A 1,877-nucleotide genomic window follows, 5' to 3' on the forward strand; every position below is an offset into this window, starting at 1 on the left:
TTGCTGCGAAGCCGCAAGATCACTCTCAAAAAGTAAACCGTAAAATGTATCGTGCAGCGATGCAGGTTATTTTGTCAGAGTTGGTTCGTCAGGAGCGTTTGTTGGTTGTTGAAGAGCTAACTGTTGCTGAGCCAAAGACAAAAGAGCTGACTGCTAAGTTGAAAGAGCAGGGTTTGCTAGATAGTACTTTGATCATTTCTGAAGAAATTGATCAAAACTTATATTTGGCGTCTCGCAATATCCCTAAAGTGGATGTGCGTGATGCGGAAAGTGTTGACCCTGTAAGTCTTGTTGGTTTCGATAAGGTGGTTGTCACAGTTTCTGCTCTTAAAAAGATTGAGGAGATGTTGGGATGAATGAACAACGTATCTATAAGGTTCTTTTAGGTCCTCATATTTCTGAAAAAGCTTCTATGGCAGCAGAGAACAACCAGGTTTGTTTTAAGGTTGCTGCGGATGCTAGCAAGCCAGAAATCAAGAAGGCTGTTGAGAAACTTTTCAATGTTACAGTTGAAGCAGTTCAAACTGTAAATATTAAAGGCAAGACTAAGTTCACTAAGAACGGTCTTGGTAAGCGCAAAGATATTCGTAAGGCTTATGTCAAATTGGCAGAAGGTCAGGATATCGATTTCATGGACGTGGAATAAGGTAGAGGTCGAATTATGCCAGTCGTAAAAACCAAACCAACATCTGCCGGCCGTCGTCATGTCGTTAAGGTAGTACACCCTCATTTATACAAGGGTCGTCCTTATGCGCCGTTAGTTGAAAAGAAATCTAAAAATGGCGGTCGTAATAACAACGGTCGTATTACTGTTCGTCACAAGGGTGGCGGTCATAAGCAGCACTATCGTGTTGTTGACTTCAAGCGCACAAAAGACGGCATTCCAGCTGTTGTTGAGCGTATCGAGCACGATCCAAATCGTTCAGCGCACATCGCATTGCTGAAGTATATGGATGGCGAGCGTCGTTACATTATTGCTCCTAAAGGTGTTGAAGTCGGTCAAGAGATTCGTTCGGGTGAAGATGCTCCTATAAAAGTAGGCAGTACCTTACCTATTCGAAATATTCCTGTGGGTAGTGTTATCCACTGTGTTGAATTGAAGCCTGGTAAAGGCGCTCAAATCGCTCGTAGTGCAGGTACTTCTGCGCAGCTAGTAGCAAGAGAAGGTGCTTATGCAACTCTTCGTTTGCGTTCTGGTGAAATGCGTAAGGTTCTTGTTGAATGTCGAGCTACTTTGGGTGAGGTTTCAAACAGTGAGCACAGCCTACGGCAATTAGGTAAAGCGGGTGCATCACGTTGGCGCGGTATTCGACCAACGGTGCGTGGTGTTGTTATGAACCCAGTTGACCACCCACATGGTGGTGGTGAAGGGCGAACCTCTGGTGGTCGTCACCCTGTTACTCCTTGGGGTGTACCTACTAAAGGCTATAAAACTCGCAAGAACAAACGCACTGACAAGATGATAGTACGTCGTCGGTCGGCTAAGTAATTAACTAAGAGGGTTACGCTGTGCCACGTTCTTTGAAAAAAGGTCCATTTATAGACCTTCATTTATTGAAGAAAGTAGAAACGGCTCTGGAAAAAGGTGACAAGAAACCAATTAAGACTTGGTCTCGTCGTTCAACTGTTTTTCCTGAGATGGTAGGCCTGACTATTGCGGTTCATAACGGACGTCAACACGTTCCTGTTTATGTAACCGAAGATATGGTTGGTCATAAATTAGGTGAATTTGCTGCAACGCGTACTTATCGGGGTCATGATGCCGATAAGAAAGCGAAGCGATAATTCTGAGAGGATATTGAGATGGAAGTAGCTGCAAAGCATAGAGGTGCTCGTCTATCTGCTCAGAAGGCACGTTTGGTAGCAGATCAGATCCG

At 44.4% G+C, this 1,877-nt stretch carries 4 protein-coding genes and 1 pseudogene; all 5 read left to right on the forward strand.

Features of this window, described 5'->3' with window-relative positions; genetic code table 11:
• On the forward strand, positions 1-356 hold a 356-nt coding region (rplD, locus tag A3735_RS10240; RefSeq protein ID WP_156499586.1), incomplete at its 5' end, for a 50S ribosomal protein L4.
• The gene (gene rplW, locus A3735_RS10245) at positions 353-646 is read left to right on the forward strand and encodes a 50S ribosomal protein L23 (RefSeq protein ID WP_068508512.1); all 294 of its coding nucleotides are present in this window, start codon (positions 353-355) and stop codon (positions 644-646) included. The genes rplD and rplW, both read left to right, overlap by 4 nt.
• Positions 647-661: 15 nt before the next feature.
• The gene (gene rplB / locus A3735_RS10250) at positions 662-1,489 is read left to right on the forward strand and encodes a 50S ribosomal protein L2 (RefSeq protein ID WP_068508514.1); all 828 of its coding nucleotides are present in this window, start codon (positions 662-664) and stop codon (positions 1,487-1,489) included.
• 20 nt (positions 1,490-1,509) lie between these two features.
• On the forward strand, positions 1,510-1,785 hold the full coding sequence (gene rpsS, locus A3735_RS10255) for a 30S ribosomal protein S19 (RefSeq protein ID WP_068508516.1): 276 nt from the start codon (positions 1,510-1,512) through the stop codon (positions 1,783-1,785).
• 18 nt (positions 1,786-1,803) lie between these two features.
• A pseudogene (gene rplV / locus A3735_RS29615) lies at positions 1,804-1,877 on the forward strand (50S ribosomal protein L22); the annotation flags it as partial.

It is taken from the genome of Oleiphilus sp. HI0061 (assembly GCF_001635675.1).